General features: G+C 48.5%; 27 protein-coding genes. 19 read left to right on the top strand and 8 right to left on the bottom strand.

Going from position 1 to position 20741, the window contains the following annotated elements; all coding sequences use genetic code 11:
- The first annotated feature begins 21 nt into the window (after positions 1-21).
- The 6 genes from NYE24_RS21385 to NYE24_RS21410 all read left to right on the top strand — a co-directional run bounded on the left by NYE24_RS21385 (position 22) and on the right by NYE24_RS21410 (position 5161).
- The gene (locus tag NYE24_RS21385; RefSeq protein WP_342476609.1) at positions 22-1338 is read left to right on the top strand and encodes an NAD(P)/FAD-dependent oxidoreductase; all 1317 of its coding nucleotides are present in this window, start codon (positions 22-24) and stop codon (positions 1336-1338) included.
- Positions 1339-1637: 299 nt separating this feature from the next.
- A complete protein-coding gene (locus tag NYE24_RS21390) occupies positions 1638-2606 on the top strand; it encodes a stalk domain-containing protein (protein ID WP_342476610.1) in 969 nt (322 codons plus the stop codon).
- A gap of 241 nt (positions 2607-2847) precedes the next feature.
- Positions 2848-3846 carry a hypothetical protein gene (locus NYE24_RS21395; RefSeq protein WP_342476611.1) on the top strand — a complete coding sequence of 333 codons (999 nt, stop codon included), beginning with the start codon at positions 2848-2850 and terminating at the stop codon, positions 3844-3846.
- A gap of 232 nt (positions 3847-4078) precedes the next feature.
- Positions 4079-4372, top strand: coding sequence for an AbrB/MazE/SpoVT family DNA-binding domain-containing protein (locus NYE24_RS21400; protein WP_076155798.1), 294 nt, complete (start codon positions 4079-4081; stop codon positions 4370-4372).
- Between the two features lies 1 nt (position 4373).
- Positions 4374-4766, top strand: a complete 393-nt coding sequence (locus NYE24_RS21405; RefSeq protein ID WP_342476612.1) for a type II toxin-antitoxin system death-on-curing family toxin — start codon at positions 4374-4376, stop codon at positions 4764-4766.
- Positions 4767-4807: 41 nt separating this feature from the next.
- Entirely contained in the window at positions 4808-5161 is a 354-nt protein-coding gene (locus tag NYE24_RS21410) for a nitrous oxide-stimulated promoter family protein (RefSeq protein ID WP_051493203.1), read from the top strand.
- Between the two features lie 64 nt (positions 5162-5225).
- On the opposite strand, the gene NYE24_RS21415 is transcribed toward NYE24_RS21410, so the two are convergent.
- The 3 genes from NYE24_RS21415 to NYE24_RS21425 are packed head-to-tail and all read right to left on the bottom strand — an operon-like array spanning position 5226 to position 7812.
- Positions 5226-5768: a GNAT family N-acetyltransferase gene (locus NYE24_RS21415; protein WP_036691341.1), complete on the bottom strand. Its 543-nt coding sequence runs from the start codon at positions 5766-5768 to the stop codon at positions 5226-5228.
- Between the two features lie 12 nt (positions 5769-5780).
- On the bottom strand, positions 5781-7115 hold the full coding sequence (locus tag NYE24_RS21420; RefSeq protein ID WP_036691339.1) for a HAMP domain-containing sensor histidine kinase: 1335 nt from the start codon (positions 7113-7115) through the stop codon (positions 5781-5783).
- Positions 7105-7812 (bottom strand): response regulator transcription factor, encoded by a 708-nt coding sequence (locus tag NYE24_RS21425; protein WP_036691338.1) that lies wholly within the window; start codon positions 7810-7812, stop codon positions 7105-7107. Before NYE24_RS21425 ends, NYE24_RS21420 begins: the two co-directional genes overlap by 11 nt.
- A 176-nt stretch (positions 7813-7988) precedes the next feature.
- Here NYE24_RS21425 and NYE24_RS21430 point away from each other — a divergent pair, with 176 nt between their 5' ends.
- The 4 genes from NYE24_RS21430 (at position 7989) to NYE24_RS21445 (ending at position 11719) form a co-directional block, all read left to right on the top strand.
- Positions 7989-8693 (top strand): VTT domain-containing protein, encoded by a 705-nt coding sequence (locus NYE24_RS21430; protein WP_076155794.1) that lies wholly within the window; start codon positions 7989-7991, stop codon positions 8691-8693.
- A gap of 64 nt (positions 8694-8757) precedes the next feature.
- The gene (locus NYE24_RS21435; protein ID WP_051493202.1) at positions 8758-9147 is read left to right on the top strand and encodes a DUF948 domain-containing protein; all 390 of its coding nucleotides are present in this window, start codon (positions 8758-8760) and stop codon (positions 9145-9147) included.
- Positions 9148-9457: 310 nt separating this feature from the next.
- Positions 9458-11569, top strand: a complete 2112-nt coding sequence (locus NYE24_RS21440) for a pectate lyase (RefSeq protein WP_342476613.1) — start codon at positions 9458-9460, stop codon at positions 11567-11569.
- Positions 11570-11593: 24 nt separating this feature from the next.
- Positions 11594-11719, top strand: a complete 126-nt coding sequence (locus NYE24_RS21445) for a M48 family metallopeptidase (protein WP_342476614.1) — start codon at positions 11594-11596, stop codon at positions 11717-11719.
- Here the strand turns inward: NYE24_RS21445 and NYE24_RS21450 are convergent.
- Both NYE24_RS21450 and NYE24_RS21455 read right to left on the bottom strand, forming a co-directional pair.
- Positions 11710-12795 (bottom strand): saccharopine dehydrogenase, encoded by a 1086-nt coding sequence (locus NYE24_RS21450; RefSeq protein WP_342476615.1) that lies wholly within the window; start codon positions 12793-12795, stop codon positions 11710-11712. The genes NYE24_RS21445 and NYE24_RS21450 overlap by 10 nt on opposite strands.
- A gap of 98 nt (positions 12796-12893) precedes the next feature.
- Positions 12894-13214: a metalloregulator ArsR/SmtB family transcription factor gene (locus NYE24_RS21455; RefSeq protein WP_036691332.1), complete on the bottom strand. Its 321-nt coding sequence runs from the start codon at positions 13212-13214 to the stop codon at positions 12894-12896.
- A gap of 136 nt (positions 13215-13350) precedes the next feature.
- Here NYE24_RS21455 and NYE24_RS21460 point away from each other — a divergent pair, with 136 nt between their 5' ends.
- From NYE24_RS21460 to NYE24_RS21480, 5 genes are all read left to right on the top strand, one after another.
- Positions 13351-13515: a hypothetical protein gene (locus NYE24_RS21460; protein ID WP_342476616.1), complete on the top strand. Its 165-nt coding sequence runs from the start codon at positions 13351-13353 to the stop codon at positions 13513-13515.
- A gap of 100 nt (positions 13516-13615) precedes the next feature.
- Entirely contained in the window at positions 13616-13867 is a 252-nt protein-coding gene (locus NYE24_RS21465) for a hypothetical protein (protein ID WP_342476617.1), read from the top strand.
- 56 nt (positions 13868-13923) lie between these two features.
- Complete coding sequence (locus tag NYE24_RS21470; RefSeq protein WP_342476618.1) at positions 13924-14289, top strand: hypothetical protein; 366 nt, start codon at positions 13924-13926, stop codon at positions 14287-14289.
- A gap of 23 nt (positions 14290-14312) precedes the next feature.
- Entirely contained in the window at positions 14313-14822 is a 510-nt protein-coding gene (locus NYE24_RS21475; RefSeq protein ID WP_036691327.1) for an AAA family ATPase, read from the top strand.
- Between the two features lie 107 nt (positions 14823-14929).
- The gene (locus NYE24_RS21480; RefSeq protein ID WP_342476619.1) at positions 14930-15085 is read left to right on the top strand and encodes a hypothetical protein; all 156 of its coding nucleotides are present in this window, start codon (positions 14930-14932) and stop codon (positions 15083-15085) included.
- Between the two features lie 5 nt (positions 15086-15090).
- On the opposite strand, the gene NYE24_RS21485 is transcribed toward NYE24_RS21480, so the two are convergent.
- Complete coding sequence (locus tag NYE24_RS21485; RefSeq protein WP_036691324.1) at positions 15091-15318, bottom strand: helix-turn-helix transcriptional regulator; 228 nt, start codon at positions 15316-15318, stop codon at positions 15091-15093.
- Between the two features lie 126 nt (positions 15319-15444).
- On the opposite strand from NYE24_RS21485, the gene NYE24_RS21490 reads away from it, so the two are divergent.
- Positions 15445-15711: a DUF6809 family protein gene (locus NYE24_RS21490; protein ID WP_036691322.1), complete on the top strand. Its 267-nt coding sequence runs from the start codon at positions 15445-15447 to the stop codon at positions 15709-15711.
- Between the two features lie 16 nt (positions 15712-15727).
- Positions 15728-16159 (top strand): hypothetical protein, encoded by a 432-nt coding sequence (locus tag NYE24_RS21495; protein ID WP_036691320.1) that lies wholly within the window; start codon positions 15728-15730, stop codon positions 16157-16159.
- Between the two features lie 6 nt (positions 16160-16165).
- Here NYE24_RS21495 and NYE24_RS21500 read toward each other — a convergent pair whose 3' ends face one another.
- Together NYE24_RS21500 and NYE24_RS21505 are read right to left on the bottom strand one after the other, a co-directional pair.
- Positions 16166-16966: a WYL domain-containing protein gene (locus NYE24_RS21500; RefSeq protein ID WP_076155770.1), complete on the bottom strand. Its 801-nt coding sequence runs from the start codon at positions 16964-16966 to the stop codon at positions 16166-16168.
- Positions 16953-18266, bottom strand: coding sequence for a WYL domain-containing protein (locus NYE24_RS21505; RefSeq protein ID WP_076155768.1), 1314 nt, complete (start codon positions 18264-18266; stop codon positions 16953-16955). Before NYE24_RS21505 ends, NYE24_RS21500 begins: the two co-directional genes overlap by 14 nt.
- Before the next feature lie 176 nt (positions 18267-18442).
- Between NYE24_RS21505 and NYE24_RS21510 the strand changes: the two genes are divergently transcribed.
- Together NYE24_RS21510 and NYE24_RS21515 are read left to right on the top strand one after the other, a co-directional pair.
- Positions 18443-19249 (top strand): nucleotidyltransferase domain-containing protein, encoded by an 807-nt coding sequence (locus NYE24_RS21510; RefSeq protein WP_342476620.1) that lies wholly within the window; start codon positions 18443-18445, stop codon positions 19247-19249.
- Between the two features lie 226 nt (positions 19250-19475).
- On the top strand, positions 19476-20741 hold the full coding sequence (locus NYE24_RS21515) for a class I SAM-dependent methyltransferase (RefSeq protein WP_342476621.1): 1266 nt from the start codon (positions 19476-19478) through the stop codon (positions 20739-20741).

The raw sequence follows: 20741 nt of genomic DNA on the forward strand, positions 1-20741 counted from the left end.
AAAAGGGATGCATCAATTAATATGTATAAGGATCAGACTTCTAAGCACCACGAGCTGTTCATTATCGGTGGGGGTGCTGCAGGTCTAATGGCTGCAGTTACAGCGAGGGATCAAGGTATTGATACAGCCATTATTGAAAGCAATGACCGGCTCGGGAAGAAAATTATAACGACGGGTAACGGGCGTTGCAACATTACGAACCAATCCACCGCCACCGGTACGGATGAAGCAGCCGCTTTATCCATTAAGTATCACAGCAATCAGGCAGGATTCCCAATACATGTACTGCGGCAATTCGGTGTCCGCCAGACGATCGAATTTTTCTCTTCGCTCGGGCTTCCTTTTATGAGCTTGGAGAATGGCCGGATGTATCCGATGTCGCTGCAGGCGGCTTCGGTGCCGGGTGTGTTTAAGCTGGCGCTGGAGGACCGGAATGTTCCCGTATATTATAAACATAAAGTGCTCGATGTGACCGTTTCGGCGGGACATCCCCGGTTCGCGATAACCTGCCAGACGGATACAGAGGAACAGGTAGTGTATACCAGCGACTATCTTTTTCTATGTACCGGCGGCCTTACCGCTCCCAAAACAGGAACAGACGGCTCCGGTTATACACTTGTCCAGCGTCTGGGTCACACCATGATCCACCCGGTGCCAGGCATTGTACAATTGAAGCTGGATTATCCGTATTTGAAGGAACTGTCGGGCATCAAATTTGAGGGAGAGGCCCATGTGATCGTAAACAATGAAGTCATCCGCACGGAGTCTGGTGAGATTCTTTTTACGGACTATGGGATCTCGGGCCCGCCTATACTTCAGCTAAGCAGAAAGGCTGCGTATAATCTCGGCATAGGAGAATCCGTGACCCTGTCGGTTGATTTGATGCCGGAGCGCACGGAGGAAGAGTTAATTGATTTTCTGGAGATCCACTGGGGGATCTTCGGGCACCGGATGGTTGCTGATTCCCTGATAGGCATCGTCAGCAAGAAGCTGATTCCCGTGCTGCTGAAGGAGGCTGGAATTGATCAACAGCTGCATCTGCTGTGTCAGGATCTATCATGGAAAACTAAGAAAATATTCTATAAACTATTGAAGCGTTGGGAATTTAAAATCACCGACACCAACAGCTTCACGAACGCCCAAACCACAGCCGGTGGCATCGATACGACGGAGCTAGTCGAAGGAACGCTGGAATCTAAGCTGGTGCCTGGGCTCTATTTGGCCGGTGAGGTGATGGATGTGGACGGAGATTGCGGCGGCTATAACCTGCAATGGGCCTGGAGCTCCGGATATGCCGCCGCGATGGCGCTTGCGAATCAGCGTGCCCGCACTACGTAAAGGATAGAGGATTGGTGCAGTACTAGTGAAGACACCCTTAGGGGTGTCTTTTTTATTTCTCTTTGGGGTTATAAATTCCGGGAAAAGGGTTAACAATTACTCCCTATTGATCCGATAAGTAAATAGATACATATTTTAACTTTGAAATTGAATTGTGGGATAAATCCCAGAATATCTTGTCAGCTTGTTTTTATGAACCTTATAGAAGCAGTGTGACAAGCGGTTTATTTCATTATGTTGAAAACTTTAACTTATGGTAGTGCATGTAGTATCAAATAAACTGTAGGGGGATTTTCAGAATGAAGTTAGTTAAAATGAGGAAGTCTGTGTTTGTTTCATCTATTGTAGTTTCAAGTCTACTATTTGGCACAGTAGGGGTGTTCGCAGGAAATGGTGTTGAAGCAATTAAGGCAAAATTGAACCATGATATCAAGTTTGTCCTTAACGGTTCCAAATGGACTCCAAAAGATCAATCGGGTAATAATTTATCTGCTTTAGTATATAATGGTTCTACATATGTGCCCTTAAGATCTGTTTCAGAGGCGCTTGGAGCGGATGTTAATTTTGATGCGCCCTCTTTAACGATTTCCATTGATGGTTCAGGTGATAGTGGTATTCCTTATAAGGATGCCAGCACAGCATCGACCCCCCAAGAACCCGTTAAGCAAACTGTTAACCCGCCTGCGACAAATACGCCACCTCCAGCAGCAACGACGACGACAGCATCAGCTAATGGTGGTAAAACCCTTAGCTCTGCAATTCCAATAGGCAAGTCGGTTACATTTAATGATCCCTATAGTTATGATGGTCTGTCGTATACAGGAAACTATACTTTCTCCGTAAGCTCAGTAAAGTCAATCACAAGAAGTGAAATTGCAAGTCTTGGTTTCAGAGAACCAGAAGCCAATGCTTTGATTGAGTATAAATTGGCTAAGGTAAAGTTCGTTTTGAATAACGGAAAGGCTATCTCTGATGATAACAACGAAGGCCTTTATGTTGCTGTTCATTTGGTACCACAACTGTGGGGTTCTAAAACTTCAGACGGAAACAGTATCGTCGGTGTGAAAAATTCCGGTTTCACTGGCTCGTTGGATGATGCTATTAGTGACGCAACTAATTCGAAAAAGCTTAAGCCGGGTGAAAGTTACAGCTACGCTGCAGAAGGTCTTGTAATCGTACCTGTATATAAGGGAGTAGCGAACTATCTGACCGTCCAGCTCAGAGACAATAGCGATTATGAAAATTCATTCTTCTACTTCAACCTTTAGTCATCAAGAGGCCTAAGTAATCAAATATGATTTTCGTTAGCTACGAGGGGTATCTCTAAAGCCAAATTATGGCTTAGAGGTACCCTTTGTTTCTTGAATGTGAGAAATGAAGAGAGGATCAAATGGTTTGATAACGAAATGTTCGGTCGATTCTGGGAACAATGCAGACAAGAGGGTTTGACGGGGCTGTTCCGTAACAGTCATAATTGTTCTTGTCTTTACGAAAAGGGGGTGTCACCAATTGCCGATAGGATCTAAGAACTTCTCCACTAAACAAAGGTTTGTAGAAGCGCTTATGAATGAATCACTTGTGGATCTGCAGTCCATCCCGAAAAGCGATTTGCATAACCACGCCGGACGCGGAGGGACCATTCGATATATTAGCGAGTGGGCGCATGTTAACATAGAGCCGCCGGCGGAACCGTTCCGATCGTTGAACGACATGCAGCAATGGTTTGTTGAATCTGTGAAACGGCATTGCCCTGGTATTCAAGGTTATTTGAAACGGATTGAAGCTTCCTTTGCGCAAGCGGCTGACGACCATATTGAGAGATTGGCATTAAGCTTTGGAGTGGATGAGGTGGATACCTTGGGAGGAATGGAGCCATTTATGCGGATCATGAATGAATATCATCGCCGGTTTGCTCCTGCAACACAGTTTCTCCCGGAGCTGGCTTTGGACCGTGCCTGCAATGTAGATGAAGTGTATAACCGGTTAGATGAAATATTGGCTTACCGCTGGTTTCGCTCCATCGATATTTGTTGCGATGAATTTGCCCAGCCGATCACATCTTTTAAGTCCATTTACCAAGCTGCGAATACGGCGGGGCTGGCGCTCAAGGCTCATGTGGGGGAGTTCGGAACCGCAGATGATGTTATGGAAGCTGTTGAGGAGCTCGGGCTTCATGAGGTTCACCATGGAATTGCAGCCGTCCGCTCGCCTCAAATTATGAGCTGGCTTTCTGCTCACCATATTCAACTGAATGTCTGTCCTACTAGTAATATTATGCTTGGCGTAGCGGAGAACTACGGCAGCCATCCTATTCGGAAGCTTTATGATTGTGGAGTACCTGTGACGATTAATACCGATGATTTGCTGATTTTTAATCAAAGCGTTTCTCAAGAATACATGAATCTGTATCAAGCGGGATTAATGACAACAGAAGAGCTGAACGAGATCCGTATGAGAGGACTTGGGGTATCCAAATGGAAGGAATCAGTTAATGATGAGTATGGATAAAAAGTAAGTCAGGTTAAATTGTATCTGTAGTCCAGTGAATTATTTAATCATAAGGATTGTGATGTAATTTTACAAAATAAATTCAAAATCCGAGTGGATGGTAAAAGGATACTTGAAGATGGTCTTTTCCATATCATTTTGCTAAAATGTACATATGTTATAACTTTTATTACTGTTAAAAGTTATAACTTGAAGCGGGAAGATCATACTATAAGAAGAAGGAAGAAATAAAATGAATGGCGTGATCAAAGTGACAAAGGATCAAACGAAGGTGATCCGTTATTCCCGAAAGATTGGGCGAATGGGGAATAGCTTGGGCGTGAGCTTGCCAAAAGCTCTTGCGGAAAAGTTGAATATCTCGCAGGGAGATGAAATCGAGTTTATTGAAAATGAACGTGGAGAAGTGGTGTTGAGAAAAAGCCGGGCAGCTCTGTTGCCTGAACAGGTTCGGCCTGAGGTCTTGGAGGCTTTCTTCGATGTGTTCGAAGAGGATCTGGGCATTCTTGAAGATCTAAGGGATCGTTAATATGACTATCTTTCTTAGCAGAGAAGAGGTTATTACAGCACACCATTTCATGATGAAAAGAATGAATGACGCAGATCAAGCAGGAGTGAAGGAACATGGCCTGCTGGAATCTGCGGTACATAGACCGCAACAAAGTATTTTTGGCGAGGATGCTTATCCCTCTATATTTGATAAGGCAGCCGCCTTGCTCGAATCGCTGGTCAAAAACCATTGTTTCCATAATGGCAATAAACGTACGGCTTATCTGGTTACGAAATCATTTTTGATTCTGAATGGGTACCATCTAAAAATGCAGCGGGAGTTTGCAGTAGAGTTTGTTGTAGACATTGCCAAAGGTGTGCATTCATTAGAAATGATCTCTTATATATTGACGAAATATGCTGAGGAAAAATAAAAGTAAGGTGTCCCCCTTACAAGTCAAGGAGGCCTTATGATATGAGCAGAGCAGCAAAGCAGCCGCTGAACGAGGGCCCTAAGATCCGCAAAGAAAAAATAATTGCTTCAAAGATGATTCATATCTATTGCAAGAGAAAACATCATGGGCAGGAGCTCTGTGAGGAATGCCGGAATTTAAATGAGTATGTTATGACAAGACTCTCCTGCTGCAAATTCGGTGAAGAGAAAACCGCGTGTGCCAAGTGTCCGATTCATTGTTATACACCCGTCTACCGCACAAAAATAAAGGGAGTTATGCGTTTCTCAGGACCATGGATGCTGCTGTATCATCCGTTAGAATCCATAAGGCATATCCCCATGCCGGAGAAGTTGAGAAAAACATGGTCACGATAGCCGGACGCCTACTCCAGTTAAAACAGCCAAGGAACAGGATGGCCTGCGCCTTGGCTGTCTATGGTTACCTATTCCCCTGCTCCAGCCATTCCCGCTTCAGGATAGCGAATTGCTGGGTATTCTCATACTTCGGCGTTCCGTCTTCGTTCGTGGTGAAGGAGATGAATTCGAGGAAGCAGCCTTCCCGGCGCATGCCCAGCTTCTCGACTAGCTTCTGCGATCTGGAGTTGTCGTCCTCGACATAGGCGTAGATGCGTCTGGCTTCCTGCTCCAGGAAAAGGTAGCGCAGCAGCGTACGGGCGCTTTCGCTGGCATAGCCGGCGCCTTCGTAGGCCGGGTTGAAGTGCCAGCCTACGCTGTAGGTATCCGGCTCCTCTTTCATGCAGAACAGATCGCCAATGATGGCACCGGTCTCCTTCAGAGTGACGGCCAGATGGGAGTCGTCCTGACTCCGTTCGCTGGCGGAAGCGATGGCTTCTTCTAACGTAGAGAGACGTTCGCTCAGGAAACAGTTCACCCGGGGGTTCGCCAAGTACTCCAGCATCCCTGATGCATCTGCCTCCCGGAAGTTTCTAATGATTAATCGGTCGGTACTGATCTCTTGCATGATGGTTCCTCCTTAAGGTTGGGGTTGCGCGGTATCTACCGGCAAGCGGATGTGGACGGAATACCTGCTGCCAGTGCTTGTGAACGTAATTTCGCCCTTATGCTGGCTGATGATTTTGTGGCAGGTCTTGAGGCCGATCCCGGTGCTATGGACCTCATGGTCCTCCGTTTTTATAACATTCGTGATATCCATCAACAGCCAGCGGTCTTCAATCCTATACGCAATAGTGACGGGCGCAGATGTATCGGCATACTTCGTGATGTTGGAGAAAAGATTATCGAATACCCGCCTGAAGGAGATCAGGTGAAGATCCACGCGGAAAGGGACAGGGGATGGCTCCCATGCTACCTGGAAGCCGTGATTCTCCAGCAGCATCGACTGCTCATCGATTAACTGATCCATCAGCTGAATCCCATCGTAAGACTCGAACTCCAGGTCATTCTCCTCTGTGTTATACACGGTGAAGTACTCGAATAGCTTGTCGGACAGATGCTTAATCTGATAGGCTTTTTCCCTGCTGTTATGAATGTACTTCGCTAATGCTTCCTGATCCTGATATTTCTTGTATTCGATGATGTCCAGGTAGCCGACCAATGCGGTCAGCGGTGTCCGCAGATCGTGGGACATAGCGGTGACCAGCTCGCTGTTGGCTACTCTGGCCCGCTCCTCGCTCTCCAGACGCTCGATGAATGACTTCCTCATCTCATTGATGCTCTGGGCCAGCGACGACAGCTCATCCTTCCCCTTGAGAGTAATCGGATAGTCCAGATTCCCGCCCTCCAGAATTTTAATCTCCTTCTCCAGCACGCCAATATAAGAGGTCTTCTTGTTGATGAAGAACAGAACCAGGACGATGAAGAATATGAACGACAGAATCACACCGAGAATCGTAATGAGGTTGTAGTACTTGTATTCAAAAAAATATTCCATATAGACCTGAGCAGTCGTATCCGCAAAGGTAACCGTGGAATACTGGGATTTGCTGAAAATGTTAGGGTCCGGCAGAAATCTCGTATTCTCGGTCTTGATGGTGTACCCGTCCGTAGAGTAGAGAAATTGGTTGTCCTTATAGAGATAGAGGTTCACGTACTTGGCGTCTCGGACCCATTCCGCGATCTTCGCGTCATCCTTAAGCGAAAGATGTTGCCCGGAGATATATGCTTGAAGTGCCGGAAGGGCTTGCTCTTCTTGCTTGTGAATGAACGAGCTTCTGGTCCGGTAATGCTCCAGCAGATCTTCGCCTGTGGACTGCAGCAGCAGGAATAACCCTGCAGAAGCGACGAACGAACCGATCAGGCACAGGATTAATTTCAGTTTCAGCCTGCTCAACCGTAGCTTATGATTCAATCCGGTACCCCTTTCCCCAGACGGTTCGGATGAACTTGGGATTCTGCGGGTCCTTCTCCAGCTTCATCCGCAGATTGCGGATATGAACCATCACCGTATTGTTACAGCTGTAGAAGTAAGGCTCGCCCCACACACTCTCATACAGATTCTGCGCCGAGAAAATCTTATTGCGGTTGCCGGCCATCAGCGCCAGCAGCTTGTACTCAATTTCGGTCAGGGTCAGCTCCTTCTCATTCATCCTTACCTCGTTAACAGCAGGATTAATGCTTAGTCCGTTGAAGGTAATCACATCTGAGGGGGCGGAGGTATCCTCCTTGCCTTTGTATACATAATACCGCCTAAGTAAGGCCTTCACCCGGGACACCAATTCGGTGTAGGAAAAGGGCTTGGACAGGTAATCGTCACTTCCGGCCGAGAAGGCGAGAGTTTTGTCAGAGTCTTGAGTCTTAGCTGTCAGGAACAAGATAGGCGCACTGGTCATCTCACGAATCTCCACGCAGGCCTTAATTCCCGACTTCCGGGGCATCATCATGTCCAGAATGATCAGGTCGATGGTATCGTCAACTTTGTTCACGGCATCTTCACCGTCAACAGCCTCAATGACAAGGTACTGCTCACTCTCCAGCAGCACTCGGACAATCTCCCGGATCTCGTGGTTGTCATCCGCTATAAGTATGGTCTTCGCAGGATTCATCATTCTTCCATCCCTCTCCTTTCCCGGGTGCTCGTCGTGCTTACATTATAGATTGTCCATTGCGTTTAAACCACCGGATGACAGGCGACTTAAGAATTCTTAAGGAATTCCATGCCCGGATCTTAAGAATATTTACCTAAGCTGGTACTATCATAAGCCAGTGAAGAGAGGGAATCGAAATGGATTGGTTATTACAAAATAAACGGGTCAGCAAAGTTCTCCTCGCTTGCGTAGGCCTTGTGATCATGATCGTATTCATCAAATACCTGCCGGAGCTTCTGCGCCTGACGATGTCGCTGGATGCCTTCCGGGACTATATCCTTTCTACAGGAAAGCTAGGGCCGGTTATGCTGGTTCTCTTCCAGATTCTCCAGACGGTGATCGCTCCCATACCGGGAGAGGTCGTTCAAATTGCCGGGGGATACATCTATGGGACGATGCTGGGGGCGGTTTACGTGACTGGTGGGATGATGCTGGGGGCGATGATTGCCTTCTACTTCACCAGATTCCTGGGCGGGTCTTTCATTGAAAGCTTGCTTCAGAGGGATAAGTTCAAGTGGATGCGGGGGATGATGGATAATAAGAAATTCTCAATCTTCCTGTTCATTGTTTTCATTATTCCCGGATTCCCCAAGGATATGTTCATCTATGCTGCGGGATTGACGACGATGAAGCCCCTAAGATTCTTTATGATCCTGCTCATTGCCAGATTCCCGTGGCTGCTGGCCTCCGTGAGCGTTGGGGCAAATATCTACGATAAGAATTATGGACCCACCATCGTCATATCCGCTATCTCAGTCCTAGCTTTTATCTTGGGATTAATCTATAAGGACAAGCTGATTGACAAGTTATCTTCCTTCAAAGGCGGCAAAAGCGAGTCGTAGCCTCAACATCTAGGAATGATGTCTGTAACTTGGACATAGAGTGGAACTACAGGAGGCGTTGCATATGGTTATCCAACTTAGTGTTGCTTTGGCTGCGGTTGCTTTTGTCTGTCTGGTTGCATTTGTCATCCTTACGCTGCGCAAGGGAATGACCACGCTCGGGGAGACCAACAAGACGCTGGGCGAGGTGAGAAATGCCATCCATGGATTGACGGGAGAGGCGACTCAGCTCATTCACACGGCGAATCAGGTCACCCGGGATGTGAAGGGGAAGATCAAGACCATCGATCCGATCTTTGAATCGGCGCACAATGTGGGCGAAGTTATTCAGACGGTGACCGAGACCTTTAAGAAGAACGCTACCGACATCGGCCAGAACCTGAGCCAAGAGCCTGAGAAGCCAGCGGTCAAAAGCAAAAGCGGCCAGATCCGCGTTAATACGAAGTTTCAGTGATTTCAGCATCACCCATAGTAGCGACAATTCAAGGCACCCTGGGCGGGTGTCTTTTTGCATGCAGGTATCATTTCGCTGCAAAATAATCATTTTCTCATAATAGTGCATAATTGCAGGCGATATGAGCAAATGATTGTTTCGACACTAATTCGGCTTCTGCTATGCTCGGGATATCCGCGAGGCTCAAGATTCATAGGTCCTTCAAGGATACAGATCAGCAGGTAAAGAGGGGGTGAAAAGAGAAGCAACGTCAAAAATTGCAAGCGGTTACATGTAATTCTGCAACAAATAAATCCGGGGAGGCAAATGAATGAAAAGGTTAGTTGCAAAGGTAACCAGTATGGCTTTGTTGTTTTCTCTTATACTCACTCTGATATACGGCGGATGGGGAACCGGGGCGGTGTACGCTGCGGGGGTTACGCTGACAGGCAGCGGTGGCGGGAATGAAGCGGTGTATGTGGAGTGGTCACCTGTCAGTAACGCATCCGGCTATAAGGTATTCGTCAAAGCGGCAAGCGCCGCAGATTCCCAGTATCAGCAGCTTCCGAATGAGCTGATCCGCAAATATGCCTCCTACTGGAGAGCAGATGCCGTAGGCCTTGAGGCCGGAAGCTATGTTATGAAGGTGGAAGCCGTGCTGTCAGGCGGAGGAACGGCAAATGCAGTGACGGGTACGCTGGCCGCCGCGCCGTATGACCGGTCCGGGTTTGCTTTCTCCTCCAGCTCTCCGTTTGGTACAGGCTCAGGTGCCTATAACAACAACGGAACACTTAAGAGCGGCGCACAGGTGCTGTATATCACCTCCCAGAACGCACAGACCGTAACGCTTCCCGTAGTGGTCAGCAGCTCGGGTACAGTTCAGACAGGGACAGGGCTTGGCAGCATTCTCGCTCTCCGGCAAAAAGGCTATGACACCACACCGCTCGCCATCAGGCTCATCGGAAAAGTGACCGCCGCCGACCTCAGTGGACAGTTGAACAGCAGCGGGTATCTTGAACTCAAAGGCAAAAATAATTATACAGAAATGAACATTACCCTTGAAGGAATAGGAAAAGATGCGACTGCCTATGGCTGGGGGCTGCTGCTCAGATACGCAGGGAATGTGGAGGTTCGGAATCTGGGTGTGATGTTATTCCCGGATGACGGCATTTCCATGGATACAGGCAACGCGAATGTGTGGGTGCATAATAATGATATTTTCTACGGATCAGCGGGCAGCGATGCCGACCAGGCCAAGGGCGATGGTTCCACAGATCTCAAGAAAGGCTCCACATATATCACTATTTCGTACAACCACTACTTCGATTCCGGCAAAGCAGCTCTGGTCGGACTTAGCGAATCGGCAGAGTTCTTCGTCACCTTCCACCACAACTGGTTCGATCATTCCGACTCGCGTCATCCGCGGATCAGAGTGGCCTCGGTCCATGTGTATAATAACTTCTATGACGGTGTATCAAAATACGGTGTGGGCGTGACGACCGGCGCTTCAGCCTTCGTGGAAAGTAATGTGTTCCGTAATGCCAAGTACCCGATGTTGAACTCTCTTCAGGGGACGGATGCTCTGGGCGAAGGCACATTCTCCGGGGAGACTGGAGGGATGATTAAGGCCTTCAATAACAGTATTACGGGGGCGTCCAGTCTCATTTATGCCAACTCCAATACCGGAACAGCTCCGGCAAATGCAGGCTCTCACGATGCTTACCTGGCCTCATCGAGAAGCGAAGCCGTTCCCGGCTCGTACAAAGCACTTGTCGGCGGAACAGCATATAACAACTTCGATACGCTGGTCGATACAGGTGTCAGCGCAGCAGCTGTAGATAGCATTGGCGCAGTAGAGCAGAAAGTTACAGCGGGAGCAGGACGCCAGGGAGGCGGTGACTTTAGCTGGAGCTTCAATAATGCCGTGGACGACACCTCCTATGCCCTCAACGCGCCGTTAATGTCAGCCATACGGAGCTACACCTCAGGCCTGGTGTCTGTAGGCGGCGAGGCGAATCCGGGAGGTCCAACGCCGACACCATCGGCAACGCCTGGGCCAACGGCAACTCCGGTGCCAACAGCGACTCCAGTGCCAACGGCAACACCTGCCCCGGGAGCGGCGGTTCACAATTTTACAACATCCGGCACATCAAGCAGCTTCTTCACCATTCAAGGCAACCTTTCCACCAGCAAAGGAACGGTAGTCTACAACGGCCTGACCTTAACGCAATGCCTGAAGATTGAGAGCGCCACCAGCATCCAGTTCACCGCATCCAAGGCCTCCACGCTAACGCTGGTGTTTGGCTCCGAGGGAACCAAGATTAAGGTGGATGGGACAAGCTGCCCGATCACGAACGGTGTGGCCAACGTCTCCCTTGCGGCAGGCGCCCATACGATTACGAAGGATAGTACGGCTAATTTGTATTATTTGGTGGTGGAATAATATAACTCCTAACCCCATTATCGCTTGGCGAAGTCTTCTCTGGAAGTGATGGATTGTGTCATGATTCATGAACTGTGCCATATTCACCACATGAATCATGACCATTCTTTCTGGCGGCGTATTGATAGTATAGTGTTGGATCAGGAATAAGATACTTGAACACCGTATTGTGTGAAAAAGTGAGTGACTGCATCCATGTCCATGCGGTGACCGAACAAGTGCTCAGAATAATAGATGCCTGGAGCCATCGGCTCATCCATAGACATCATCAGCAGTAAATTTTCGGCCTGCACCGCAGCGCCAAGCGCAGTCATATGGGTCTGACCGAGTGGATCGGAGACAGTCATTCTGCGTTCCACTACGTTACGCTTCGCATCCATGCCTTTCAATAGAATCACCAGGTGATGAGCGCTCCCGGTTCCCGGATTGTACAATAATTTCCGTCTGAAAGGCTTGAATCGATCCCCACTAATCAACTTCCATATTCCTGTTTTGACCAGTCCTGCGAGTGCATAAGTGGAAACCTTATGATCGAAGGAGATGCGAAAGCTGGCGGAATTTATATGACTGGTACGGGGCAAGGTGACATGATCAGGAGTATCCAGTCTGTAACAGTGCGTCGTGTATCCATTTGGAAACTGTATTTTAACCGGGTCAGTCATGGGATAGACCAGCCGGCTCGTATTGGATTGAGTGATATGAAAAGGAATGCTCATCCGGTCCATGAAGGCCGCTGAATCCGGGCCGGCCTTATCCCGCAGGGAGTACAAGGCATGGATGTTAACCTCAACGTTCTGAAGCGATTTCGAGAGCATCATGGCAAACAGGGAGGCCGTTCCCGCCATCCATCCGGAAGAGAGAATTACGGGGGCATGAAGCTCTTCCTGATCTATTGTGCGGATCGCTTGCTGAAACACTTCTGTCCAGCGTGTGACATCAATGAGTGGAATTTTTCTTCGCACTGCTGCTACCAGTAGTCGATCATCCAGATCGTTCACTGCATTAATGATTAAAGTTATATTTTCTCCTGCGTGAATCAGCGGATCGATTGCCTGGGTATCAACAACAACCGTGTGCACCCGGTCCGATGGGAAAGGGGCTGCTTTGCCAGCAGAACGACCACCCAGCACTAACTCCAGATCAGGGTGCCTGTCATGTAAAATGCGGGCAATCTGTACCCCTACAGCACCATAGCCTCCAGCGATGAGAATCTTTTGTCTATTCATTTGTTAGCCTCCGTTTATATGTTTATGTACTTATATGTTTAAACAATTAAACGTAATAGTGTGAAGAAAAGGAATGCAGTTCACCAGCGCGGCGTGCGCTAGCTCTGACATTCCACTTCTACGAGATGAACGAGCTGTTTGAGTAATTCGATAGCATCGTTGAACTCCAGTTTGTAATACATCTCAGTCCCTTTTTTCTGAACCGACAGCAGCCCGGATTGGCGCAATATTTTCAGGTGATGAGAGACTGTAGGGCGTGACATGGGAACATGCTCTGCAATCTGTGATACGTTCATGCTATCTCGGTCAATGAGCAGCGATATGATTCGCTGGCGGACGGGATCTCCCAGACCTTGAAGATAAGGGCTTAGATTCTCGAAAATATCAATGACTTGTTGATTACCTATCGATTCGCTCATGGCTCACTCCGTTATAATGTTTAATTGTTTAAACGTATTATAGTCTTACATGCCGCCAAAATCAAATATAATATTCATGCCATATGTAGAGTTGAGGAAGCTCGGCCTGATGCTATTCCCGGACGACGGGATTTCCATGGATACAGGTAACGTGAATGTGTGGGTGTATAATAACGATATTTTCTATGATGCCTGTACCAACGGCAACGTCTGCCCCTGGAGCAGCGGTTCACCATTCAAGGCAATCTCTCCACCAGCTAAGGAACGGGCCGTCTTTTTTCTCTCGCCTTTGGGCCTATAGGAGAGGTGTCAATGTGCATCTCACTAGTGAGTATTACTATGATCATTATTTGCTACAATAAAGATATATAGGCAAACTCCATGTGAGGGGAGCGTTGAAGATGCTGAAGAATTTTTCGTTCCAGAGCTTCAAAAGCTTTGATTCATCTATTCTAGAAATTGAGAAATTAACATCGGTTATTGGCACTAATGCAGGCGGTAAAACCAATGCGATTGAAGGGATGAAGATACTCTCTGAGATCTCTTCAGGAAGAGACCTATCTATTATTCTGGATGGCTCTAAGAATATAGACAGTGAGATCAGAGGCGGTAGTGTAGGCTGTCCCAGAATTGGTACAGATACATTTACCTAGGGTGTCTGGTGGATATTGATGCGGATTATGACTTGGAGTATTCCATAACCATCAAAGTGAGCAATCGTGTTTTTGTGCTTGCTGAGCATTTGTTGAAGCTATCCTCTAGCGGCGACAGACCGGTGACCGTGTTTCAGACCAAAGATACTCCTGACGAGTATAGCGATATTAACGCTGAATATAATAATGGGCGCAAGGGAAGAAATCCCGAAGTGACCTGTATTCGTTCTGTCTCTGTTCTATCACAGCTATCGTCCAAGATGCCTACGACTACAGAGTATAATAAGAAGAACGTGTCTTACATAAATCTGGTTCTGGAGCGTCTGGGGAAGATACTCTTCTTAGATCCTTTGCCGGTTCGGATGAGAGATTATTCAAGGATGAGCGACCATGAGCTAAGACCTACGGCCTGGACGCAGTAAAGGATCTGCCGGAGAATGAAATTTTGGATATTGGGTTCATAGAGACTTCCATTGGTGATGTGATGTTCTGCCTGAAGGAGAAGTATGGTGAACGCTCGGAATTCGTGGAGGCCAAGCGTCTCTCGGATGGTACACTCAGATATGTGGCCATTCTCGCTGCACTTATTACAGAAGACCCTGATACTATGATTGTGATTGAAGAGGTGGATAACGGAATCCACCCTAGCCGAATGAAGAGCCTGATCCAAACGATATCCAGACTAACCAAAGAGAGAAAGATAGATGTCATCATTACAACACATAATCCGACCTTACTGAATGCTCTATCCAAAGAAGAATTGTTCGGGGTTGTTTTGTGTTACAGAGATCCTGACAACGGATCAAGTAAATTCTATTCCTTGCCGGATATGGAATCCTTACCGGTTCTTTTGTCAAAAGGTAATCTGGGCGATCTGACGGTCCAGGACGAATTAGTGAAGGCGTTGAAGAAGCCTGCTGAAGATCATACAGATCTAAGCTGGTTGGAGGTGTAGACATATGCATGTTCATATTATCGACACCTCTATTCTATGTAACATTCTGGATCTGCCAGGAATTGATTTCATTACAAAAGGAGAAGCAACAGGTTCTGATTCTGCTAATGGAAGTTGGTGTGGGTGATCTATCCATCATCCAAGTCTACAAGAAGTACAAGAATGTCCCTGCTATCGGCTCTATAAGAATATGGAGTCTGGATCATCATCTACAAGCTTACTATGAAGAGATGCCTTCTATACGGAGACGAAGAGACAGGTAACTAAATCAATCCTTTTCTTTACTGTCAACCAAGTCGATAATCTCACGTATATCCTGAATATTTAGAGCTTCTGCTATTCTAACGATATGACTGAAGCTAATGTTTTCTCTCTTTCCATTGGATAGTTCGCTTAAAGCGGCATGGCGGACCCTGGAGATTCTAGATAACTCTCTTATGGAGATTTCATGCTTAGCAGTCAATTCAGGTATTTTCACTACAATATTCTTCCCCACTGCAAGTTCACTCCTGAGCAAAAAAAATTTTCAGAATGATACGCATATACGTACCGAATTTCCTCTGTAATTATGCTACGCTGATTTATATCCTAAATTCATAGTGTAGCTTATGAAGGAGGCCCAATGCCCAAGACTCTCGAATCGCTATATCATGGTAGTCTATTCCCTAGTGAAGATATAATCTCCAAGGACCCTAATTATCGCCCGCTTAACGGTCAGATTACCGAATCTCTCGAAGCTTGGAAGCAGAAGCTGTCAGTGAGTGAGTTCGAGGAACTGGAGTCTTTACTGGAGCTATATTCACAAGTGCAGGGAATGGATATAACGGCTGCATTTGTGTCAGGGTTCAAGGACGGGGCCATGATGATAATTGAAGTGCTAATTAAGTAAGAGACCTGGATGGTGAATGATGAAAAAAACCATTTTATTGATATCGGGAATTCTTATCTTTTTATTTTCGCTCTGGATAATTTTGAGTTCGGTTTTACGTGCGTACTATACCGATAATATGCCGGACAATTATGAAATAACATTTGGCTATAAAACTAATGATTCTAATTTTGATTTCGTGGATTCAGCAGAAACCTTCACACAAAGGGCAGAGCTAAAAGCCAAGATTGCTTTTCCGGAGCTTTCGACAGAGAGCAGTAAAGGATTGTTCTATGTTACAAGCAATAAAGAAGGAAAAGTAATGAAAACCTTTAAAATAACGATTAACAAAGGCGTGTCAGGACAACTATTCAACTTAGACGCCGAAGGTTGGCCTGCTGGAACCTATGAGTGTACTTTTGAAATGAATGGTGAAATTGTAGCTACAAACAGCTTTTCTCTAAAATAATTCTGGCTATTCCTCCCCATACCTTCCCACCGCCATCTCCGCCGACTTCAGCATGCGCTGCTTCAGCTGCTCGCCCTCAGTGATCTTCACGCGCAGGCCCAGGAAGCGGATGCGGGAGAGCAGGAACTCGCTGTCATCTCTCATGTAGTGGACGGTGATGTGATAGATCCCCGTAGCTTCATCGAAGGCCACTGACTTATCGAAGCAGGAGAAGGTGGCCAAGATCCGCGACAGCTCGGCATTGTAGACCGGAATGACCTGAATGCAGGCGGATTCTCTCAGACCGTCCAGGAGCCGGGCGATCCGTGCCTTGAGGCCTTCTATCCGGTGGGCGGGGATGGGAGCAGGTTCGGCAGACACGATGTTCCGCAGCTTGGTGGACATGAGTGAGCGCTGCCGGGTGCTGTACCACTGCAGATACCACTCCCGCTTATACATATTGTACTCCAGCTTGTGGGGGAAGCCGGACGGATCGGTCCGTTCCCCGCCATGCTTGATCGCATACGTGATCTGAATTCCCTGATTCTCCATGATGATGCGGCGCAGGGGGCGGAGCAGCGGATGATAGACCTGGCGTTCCTTGCTGCGGGCCTTCTCGATGATAATCTCTCCTACTTCAATAGAAGCTTCGGCTTCCAGCAGGGAATTCAGTTTACGTAAGGTCTCCATTGAAAAAGCTTCAGCCGCCGCCGGATGCCCCAGCATCGTCTTCAGCCAGGAACGCTCCTGCGAGGTTAGCGCCAGGGAGCCTGCTTCCTCCAGGCGGGAGATGATCTGGAAGTTGAATATTTTCTCAAAGGGATTCATAGTAGCTCTTGATCTCCTTCCATTCCTCCATGAACTGCTTGCGCAGCCAGCGGGGCTCCAGAATCTCGCAGCTTGAACCGAAGCTCCGCAGCCACGGCTTGATCTCGAAGATCTCGTTCACCGTAATCTCGTACAGGAAGGTCGTACCCGATTCCTCCGTAATGGTTCCCCACTGCCCCTGCGCCTCGACCCGCTCCCGGATGAAGTTGGCGCCGGACCGGCTTGGGTTATAGAATCGGACGGCCACCTTAACTGTACGATTGGTATCCGTCACCCAGCTATACTCCAGCTGAGTCTCCAATTGCTGAAGTCTCTGCGCGAACTCCTCTTCTTCTACAGGCTCGCCCTCTTCAACCTGGGTCAGGCCGTCCATCCGCAGCTTCTTGATCCCCGTCCGGCTGTGATAGCCGATCAGATACCAGCGCCCATACTGATGATCGTAGACGACACGCAGCGGAAGCAGACTGTCCGTAATCCCTGCCGATTCCCGCTCGAAGAGGGGGTTGGTGTTCTGGGAGGTGTAGTTCATGCCTTTTTTGGGCGACAGATAGAGGAATTTGATTCTCCGGCGCTGCTGAACCGCCCCGAAAATCGTATATAGATGCGCCTCATCCAGAATCCGGGAATGGTAATGGTATTTGTACCGGTGGGTCTCCGTGGCTTCGTGAAGAATGCCCCTTATCCGCAGAGCCTTCTTCAAAGTGTCACGCAGCAGGTAGCCCTGGACGGACGGAATCTGCGTATTAGCAATGACATCTACATAATCGAACAGGTCGAGCAGCTCATCATCCGTCAGCTGGTCCAGCAGCTCGTTGGCGGCTTTGTACCGGTAGGGGCGCTTGTCATTTACCTTTACAATCACGCCTACCTCCTCCAGGTATTTCAGGTCTCCCCGGATGGTCTTCTCGTCGGGCAGCGGCGAATCGGCAGGCATCTGGTCACAGCAGCCGTCATGCAGCTCCTTGGCCGTTAGCTCCTCGCTCTGAAGTGCGGTTAACAGCAGCGTCAACCGGATACTCTCCGTCTCCTTCAGTGATTTCGCCCGGAAAAGGAACAGGAGCAGCGGATCGGCAGATTCATAGTAATTATAGCGGAGCCATTCGGACAGCTCGGTGCCTTGTTCTGCGGTCAGATCCTGCTGCAGGACGGTTACCATCTCTTTGAGATTGCGCAGCGTTTTGTCATAGGTATGGACGGAAATGCCGAGCCGCTCGGCGAATTGCTGCCTGCTGTAGGCTCCCCCGGCTAGTGACAGCATACGGAGAAACTGTATTTCTTTATCGAAGCTTTCCTTGGCCATATGTATCCCTCCAGCCTGTAACGCATTCATGAGTTGTAATAGTTAATACCTCTATTAAGCACCAGAGTTGCTTGAAATGGAAGATTTTTGTCTGCCGCCATACTTCCACCCTGTTCCTTCTTGGCAAAATGAGGGAAGATAAGGCCAGCGAAACCGACTTGGAATGGAGGGATGACATGAACCCTATCAATACGCTCATCCACAAGCAATTGAAGCAGATTGAACAAGAGGAGCAAGTGACGATCCTCTATGCCTGTGAATCAGGCAGCCGGGCGTGGGGATTCCCCTCGCAGGACAGTGATTACGATGTGCGGTTCATCTATGTGCATCGGCCGGAGTGGTACTTATCGATCTGGGATGCACGGGATGTCATAGAGCGTCCTATTAACAATATGCTGGATATTAACGGCTGGGATCTGCGCAAAGCGCTGAAGCTGTTCCATAAATCCAACCCGCCGCTGCTGGAGTGGCTGCAGTCCCCGATCCAGTATGCTGAGAAGTTCAGTGTGGCGGAGCAGCTTAGGGGGATCTCACCGTATACCTTTTCGCCGAAATCCTGTATGTACCATTACTTGAACATGGCCAAAGGCAATTACCGGGATTACCTGCAAGGGGAGCAGGTCAAGATCAAAAAGTATTTCTATGTGCTGCGCCCGGTGCTGGCCTGTGAGTGGATTCACCGGTACGGGGAGATGCCGCCGATGGCATTCGAGGTGCTGGTGGAACGGCTGATTCCAAGGGACAGTGAGCTGTGGAAGGTCGTGCAGCGTTTGCTGGCCCGGAAGAAGTCGGGTGAGGAGCTGGACCTGGAACCGCGGCTGAGTGCGATTAACGAGTATCTGGAGGAGCAGCTGCAAGAGCTGGAGAAGACAGCGGCGGCATACCTCAGTGTTAAGACAGACAATCGGGACCGGGGGCTTGATGCTCTGTTCCGGGATGCCTTGCAGGAAGTGTGGGGACTGAATTTAAACTATATAGATTGAACTAAATAATTTGAGTTAAGGGAAAAGTGGCGGAGGGGAATTTTGGAACTGTAGGAGCGATAGCGTCCGCCTTTGTCACCGGATTTCCACTGCGAACAGCGGTATAAATCATGAAATCTGGAGACAACAGCGGCCGGAAGTCCAAAACTTCTCTGGAGTCACGGTTAATCCCAAGACATAAAACATTAGTTTCACTTTAAGTTAGACCGACAGGAGGAAGACAATCATGGCTATTGTACAACTGAGATCAACGAACCCGCAGCTAAGCTTCATCATCCGCAAGAATCCGCAGAGCGGCATGCAGCTTCGCCCGGTCCGTCAGGGTATCGCATACGGCTGGTATTCGGATGAGGCTACTTATAATGTGTACTTCAAGGACGCTGACAATGAGGTCTCCTATAAAAAGAACGATGGCGAGAGCTTCGAGTACCTCAATGTCTCCCGCTATAACACCCCGTTATTCCCGCTGAATGCGGTGAATGAGTTCTTCTCTACCCCGTTCAAGGCGCGGGATGAGCGGGATACGGAGGGGTTTGAGCACTCTTTTACCATACAAATGATTCATGTCGAGCGGCTGCATTACATCCGGTTCTTTGAGCAGCATCTGAAGGATTATACGTTCACCCTGGAGCACCAGGCGCATAAGAGCTATTCCCTGACCATTACTACTCACAAATGCTTATACCACCTCCTGCATGTGGTCAGTGTGCTGTCCTTATTTCTATCGATTTTCGGGGATGAGTATATCGATATTTCGGACCGGATTCTGGACAAATATATCCGCAGTCTGAACGTGATGGACGCTCCTTTCTATATCCGCAGCCTGTTCGCCCGGAATCTCCTGAAGACCCGGGAGCAGTTCAAACGGTACAAGACGGCTGTCGAGCAAACAGATCTGTACCCGATGGGTCTGGAATATGGCAGTACGGCGATACAGCGGCGGACGTTCATCTCGGGTGTGCTTCCGTTTGATAAGCCCATTCTGGATATCGGCTGCGGCGAAGGATTCTACGCCATTCCGTATGCCGGGAAGATTGAGGGCGCTTATTATGCGGTGGACATCAACGAGGAGCTGCTGGAGGTTGTGAACCGCAAAGCAAAGGCCAAGGAGCTGGATAACATCGTCACCTTCCGCTCGCTGGAGCATTTCCTGGAGCTGTACAACGGAGAGCAGGTGGATGTCATTCTGACCGAGGTGGTGGAGCATATGAGTGAACTGGAAGCGGCTGCGCTGATCCGGCAAATCATCCGCCATGTGGATTTCGGACAGCTGATTGTGACTACGCCGAATGCGGATTTCAATCCTTACTATGAGCTGGAAGGCTTCCGCCATGAGGATCACAAGTGGGAAAAAGGCCAGGCGGCGTTCCAGGAGTGGCTGACGCTCACACTGCAAGGGCTGGGCGTGGAAGCCGAATTCTCGCTCGTAGGTGACCGGGTGGGCGACATTCGTACCTCGCAGAGCGCCATTGTGCGCAGACAGGAGGGTTAG

The sequence above is a fragment of the Paenibacillus sp. FSL H7-0350 genome (assembly GCF_038593195.1).
Taxonomy (GTDB): domain Bacteria; phylum Bacillota; class Bacilli; order Paenibacillales; family Paenibacillaceae; genus Paenibacillus_AQ.

Bases quoted from the DNA above. Each gene is read 5' to 3' on its own strand.
- NYE24_RS21405 (WP_342476612.1), top strand. From the start codon at position 4,374: ATGACTATCTTTCTTAGCAGAGAAGAGGTTATTACAGCACACCATTTC.
- NYE24_RS21415 (WP_036691341.1), bottom strand. From the start codon at position 5,768: ATGCAAGAGATCAGTACCGACCGATTAATCATTAGAAACTTCCGGGAG.
- NYE24_RS21410 (WP_051493203.1), top strand. From the start codon at position 4,808: ATGAGCAGAGCAGCAAAGCAGCCGCTGAACGAGGGCCCTAAGATCCGC.
- NYE24_RS21460 (WP_342476616.1), top strand. From the start codon at position 13,351: ATGGATACAGGTAACGTGAATGTGTGGGTGTATAATAACGATATTTTC.
- NYE24_RS21435 (WP_051493202.1), top strand. From the start codon at position 8,758: ATGGTTATCCAACTTAGTGTTGCTTTGGCTGCGGTTGCTTTTGTCTGT.
- NYE24_RS21455 (WP_036691332.1), bottom strand. From the start codon at position 13,214: ATGAGCGAATCGATAGGTAATCAACAAGTCATTGATATTTTCGAGAAT.
- NYE24_RS21480 (WP_342476619.1), top strand. From the start codon at position 14,930: ATGGAAGTTGGTGTGGGTGATCTATCCATCATCCAAGTCTACAAGAAG.
- NYE24_RS21390 (WP_342476610.1), top strand. From the start codon at position 1,638: ATGAAGTTAGTTAAAATGAGGAAGTCTGTGTTTGTTTCATCTATTGTA.
- NYE24_RS21510 (WP_342476620.1), top strand. From the start codon at position 18,443: ATGAACCCTATCAATACGCTCATCCACAAGCAATTGAAGCAGATTGAA.
- NYE24_RS21505 (WP_076155768.1), bottom strand. From the start codon at position 18,266: ATGGCCAAGGAAAGCTTCGATAAAGAAATACAGTTTCTCCGTATGCTG.
- NYE24_RS21400 (WP_076155798.1), top strand. From the start codon at position 4,079: ATGAATGGCGTGATCAAAGTGACAAAGGATCAAACGAAGGTGATCCGT.
- NYE24_RS21425 (WP_036691338.1), bottom strand. From the start codon at position 7,812: ATGATGAATCCTGCGAAGACCATACTTATAGCGGATGACAACCACGAG.
- NYE24_RS21490 (WP_036691322.1), top strand. From the start codon at position 15,445: ATGCCCAAGACTCTCGAATCGCTATATCATGGTAGTCTATTCCCTAGT.
- NYE24_RS21430 (WP_076155794.1), top strand. From the start codon at position 7,989: ATGGATTGGTTATTACAAAATAAACGGGTCAGCAAAGTTCTCCTCGCT.
- NYE24_RS21495 (WP_036691320.1), top strand. From the start codon at position 15,728: ATGATGAAAAAAACCATTTTATTGATATCGGGAATTCTTATCTTTTTA.
- NYE24_RS21450 (WP_342476615.1), bottom strand. From the start codon at position 12,795: ATGAATAGACAAAAGATTCTCATCGCTGGAGGCTATGGTGCTGTAGGG.
- NYE24_RS21465 (WP_342476617.1), top strand. From the start codon at position 13,616: ATGCTGAAGAATTTTTCGTTCCAGAGCTTCAAAAGCTTTGATTCATCT.
- NYE24_RS21500 (WP_076155770.1), bottom strand. From the start codon at position 16,966: ATGAATCCCTTTGAGAAAATATTCAACTTCCAGATCATCTCCCGCCTG.
- NYE24_RS21440 (WP_342476613.1), top strand. From the start codon at position 9,458: ATGAAAAGGTTAGTTGCAAAGGTAACCAGTATGGCTTTGTTGTTTTCT.
- NYE24_RS21515 (WP_342476621.1), top strand. From the start codon at position 19,476: ATGGCTATTGTACAACTGAGATCAACGAACCCGCAGCTAAGCTTCATC.
- NYE24_RS21385 (WP_342476609.1), top strand. From the start codon at position 22: ATGTATAAGGATCAGACTTCTAAGCACCACGAGCTGTTCATTATCGGT.